Origin of the sequence: Microcystis sp. M53602_WE12 (assembly GCF_030065455.1) — a bacterium.
GTDB classification, from domain to species: domain Bacteria; phylum Cyanobacteriota; class Cyanobacteriia; order Cyanobacteriales; family Microcystaceae; genus Microcystis; species Microcystis aeruginosa.
Window position 1 is genome coordinate 1 of record NZ_JASJFB010000638.1, and the last position, 3732, is coordinate 3732.

Consider the following 3732-nt stretch of genomic DNA (forward strand, 5'->3'; position numbering starts at 1 on the left):
ACTTTAAACTCTAAGACAAACATTTTACGCACGGGTTACTTAGATAAAATCAGTATAGCACAATAAAAGTTAAGTTAACAAGCTATAGTTTAAAAAGCCGTCCTAAAAGGACGGGGCTTTAACCCAAAATTTCGGTAAATTTTAGTCAAACATTTGATTTACTTAGTTTCTAATCCTCTTTTTAGGTAGGAGAATTGTCAGAGCCTTTCTCTTGCCTATTGCCTATTGCCTATTGCCTTCAGAAACTGATAACTGATAACTGCTTAATTTCCTCGCCAAAAGACAATCGAATTATTGAGAGGTTGAATGGTGGTGCCGGGATAATAGAAAGCGAGAATTTGTTCGGGAGACCAACCCAAACGGGCTAAATTATAGGAACCAAATTGACTTAATCCTACCCCGTGGCCAAAACCGCCACCAATAAAGTTATAACCCTGGATCTGTCGATTGGTATCGTAGATAGGATCGATGTAGAATAGGGTACTGCGAGGCGGTCCCAAAGCACTACGCACCTCATTTTTATGCAGTTCCAAAATCCCCTTATCGGTTTGAACGGTCATAGTCAGAATCCGACCGGAAGGAGAGCGCTTAGTCACTTCCATCCATTGGATTTTCTGGAAATGGGCGAGGGGATGTTTTCTGCGTTTTAGATAGGTTTCTAGGTCTTGACTCAAATCAGCTAAAGAAGCTTGTTTTTGCCAGCGAAAAACCCGTCGGCCCGTCTCATTAAAACCATCTTTAAGATTAATAAACTGGCGAAAAGTTGTCTCATTAGCGAGAGATTGTTTCGAGAGATCCCAGACTCGATTGGGGGAGTCCACCACTGCCCGGAGATAAGGTCTTTCCTCCCCATCCCAAACATCACTAAAGAGGGCAGTTATTCCGCCGGTGGTAGAGGAATAAAGGGCATCCACTAACTCATTTTGGTAGGTTAAAACCAGGCCTCGCGTGGCCGCGATCGCTTGATCAGCCCGGGGATTAGTTCCCGTCAATCCATAATAAACTTGACAATGGGTATCGGCACAGAGTTCGTAATTATCGGCTTGAAAACGGCGGAGATTGCGGAGGGCGTAGGTACGGGCGATAATAGTTTGCGCTTGGGTGGCGCTTTCCGGGGCATCATGACCGATTTCGTGGGGTACAACCCCGCGCAGGTAGGTTTCGAGGGGAACGTTATTAACTAGGGTAAAAGTGCCGTAGGCGTTGGGCTGTAGGCGCATAGTTCCCCCGTACAAACGTAACTGATCGGGGCTATGGGTGACTTGAATCAGGTTTTTTTGGCTCTCGATTTCTAATTCTTTGGGAAAATAGCGCACCCCGTTGATCTGGAAAGAAACTTGCGGCTTTTCTTTGAGTAAAACACTATTAATATAGGGTTGATTGTGGCCTTTGGCTTGCAAACTGGTCAGCAACCAACGTCGCACTAGGGGATTTTCATAAACTTCTCGCTTTGCCCAGACCTGCCAGCGTCCGGGTTGGGTAATTTCCACTTTAATGCCCATTTTTGCCCAATTTTTGGCACTATTTTCGGCGGTTTCAAAGGTGGCGTGGTCGCTCAAAATGACTTTTTCTTGCAGGATGGGAGAAGCGAGGGGACGGGGAATAACTTCTAATTGTAGGCGATTGGTTTGCAGGGTTTGGGATTGGCCATCTTCTCCCAGCACCCGCAGGGTGAGATGATCACCATTGGTACTGCCCAGGGTTAATTTTTCCTTGGCTTCATCGCCAAAACGTTGGACAATGCCCACTCTCAGAAGGACATCCTTGGCTATAGCGGCAGGAATTAGGGTTAAACTGAGCAAGATCGCCGCAGTTATGGAACCGATGCTAATTATTTGTTTTTTTTCCTTGATTTTTAGCATAAAGTCAAGTATCTGTTAATAAGTTTTCATAAAAGTTGAGGATATTCAGAGATTATAGCAGCAAGCCGTTAGGGGAATAGGGTAATGGGGGGGATAGGGGAATTTCCACTAAAACCCTAAAACCCTAAAACCCCAACACCCTCAAACCCCAACACCCAACATCCAACCACCAACAAAGCATCTAACTTCCCCCATCGCTGATAATGCGTAAACGTACCATTTTCTGGCCACCTTCATCCAGTTCCACTTCGATCACTTCACTGGTTAAACTTTCCAAACAGGTTAACATCGATCGCAGATGGGGATTACTTGCTCCCGTATCCACATAGAGGCGATCGGACAAACTACCTAAACGTTTCCAAGTAGTATAAAGTTTAGCTACGGCCTGCTCTAATTGTGTGGCTTGTTTAACCAGATCCGCCGCCGTATTTAGACAATCGACGCGCAACGCTTCTTCTAGAGCCATTTCGATATCTAAATTACCCCGTCGGAGAGTTTGCACTTGGGCCGCCGCATCGAGATATTTGGCTAAGCTGCGTGCTTCCGAGGTGATTAATTTTACCGTGTCCACATCGGGATTAGCGGCGATTTCTTGACGGAGAGTGTCGATATGAGTATCGGGTAACTTTTCTAATTCTTTCACTAGGGGGGCGAGATGACGCGCCGGTAAACTGCCGTCGCTGGCTTTTTCTTTCACTTCATCGGGTAGTAAATCTGAACTCATCGCTGTCCATTCATCGGCCAATTGCTTCACCTCCCGACGGGTAATTCTCTCCCCTTGTCGGGCCGCATCACTGACTAATTTTTGAATTTCGGGGGCAGATTTGGCCGTTTCTACGAAGGCGCGTTTACTAAAATTATTGATACTATCGGGATCCAGTTGTCCTTCCGCCAGGAGAGTATCAGCACTATTAGCCAATTGAATCAGAGCATAAGCTTGACTTTTAGTGATTTCTCGCTGTTTTAACCAGTTTAAAAAGCCTGTACCCCGACTATCACCGCCTTGCTTCTCCCGGTCGCGAATAGCTCGCAAAATTCGCCCCCGCCAGATTTCCGTTTGCAAATCAAAGCGATCGCAGACTTTCCAAAAAGAATCCAGTTGTCGCTGAAAGTCGTGATCTTGAATGGTTTCATCTTCGGGATCTGGCAGTTGAAAGTTAAACTCTAGAGGCGTTTCAAAGGCATCAATGATCGCGGAGGTGTCGGAGGAGAACGTCGCAGCATCAACCATATATGATAGACTCGGCAGTTAATCGGGCATTTTATCTTAACTCGCTCTGGCAACCCCCGACAAGCCGATTAATCGTCAGGTAAAACCACACACCCCACACCCCACACCCCACACCCTGTCCCCACGAACAACTTTTTCATCAAACCCTAGTTAGGAGAAGCATTGGGGGGAGTGGGACCGGTGACGGGTGGGGAAGGTGTCGTCCCTGGATTGGTATCGGTGACAGGTGTGGAAGGTGTCGTCCCGGTCGTGGGACTCGGACCGGTGACGGGTGCGGGAGAAATCGATGGATTGGAAGGGGGATTATGACTCAAGAATTGCCAAGCGATCGCAGCCAGCAAACCGAGAACACCGACAGCGATCGCTACTACGACTAGGGGTGAAACCCTAGTGAGCGCGGGGGGAGAAGTACGACTAGAAACCGAAGAAGATGCAGGGGGGGGAGTGGGTATTGCTGTCACCACTTCTTCTCCGGGGTAGGTGTCCCCGCTGTGATCAAAATCTTGGTCATTAAGATCGGGAATAATCCGTTCTTTGGCCTCAGCATAAACTAAAGGCGTGACAGGTTCAGCCGCAGGAACTACCCGACAATAAACTAGGGCGATGGTGGAGTTATCGTGACCGTTTTTCTGGTTAGCT

Annotated in this window: 2 protein-coding genes and 1 pseudogene; all 3 read right to left on the reverse strand. The window is 47.4% G+C overall.

Translation table 11 applies throughout. The annotated features are described in order from the left end of the window. Positions 1 to 263 precede the first annotated feature (263 nt). Positions 264 to 1862: a SpoIID/LytB domain-containing protein gene (locus PX482_RS20260; protein ID WP_288025045.1), complete on the reverse strand. Its 1599-nt coding sequence runs from the start codon at positions 1860 to 1862 to the stop codon at positions 264 to 266. Positions 1863 to 2043: 181 nt separating this feature from the next. Beyond that, on the reverse strand, positions 2044 to 3093 hold the full coding sequence (locus PX482_RS20265; RefSeq protein WP_002758565.1) for a hypothetical protein: 1050 nt from the start codon (positions 3091 to 3093) through the stop codon (positions 2044 to 2046). Positions 3094 to 3239: 146 nt separating this feature from the next. Continuing rightward, positions 3240 to 3732, reverse strand: a pseudogene (locus PX482_RS20270) (serine/threonine-protein phosphatase); the annotation flags it as partial.

Excerpts from the sequence above, each read along its gene's own strand:
- PX482_RS20260 (WP_288025045.1), bottom strand. The coding sequence starts at position 1,862 with ATGCTAAAAATCAAGGAAAAAAAACAAATAATTAGCATCGGTTCCATA.
- PX482_RS20265 (WP_002758565.1), bottom strand. The coding sequence starts at position 3,093 with ATGGTTGATGCTGCGACGTTCTCCTCCGACACCTCCGCGATCATTGAT.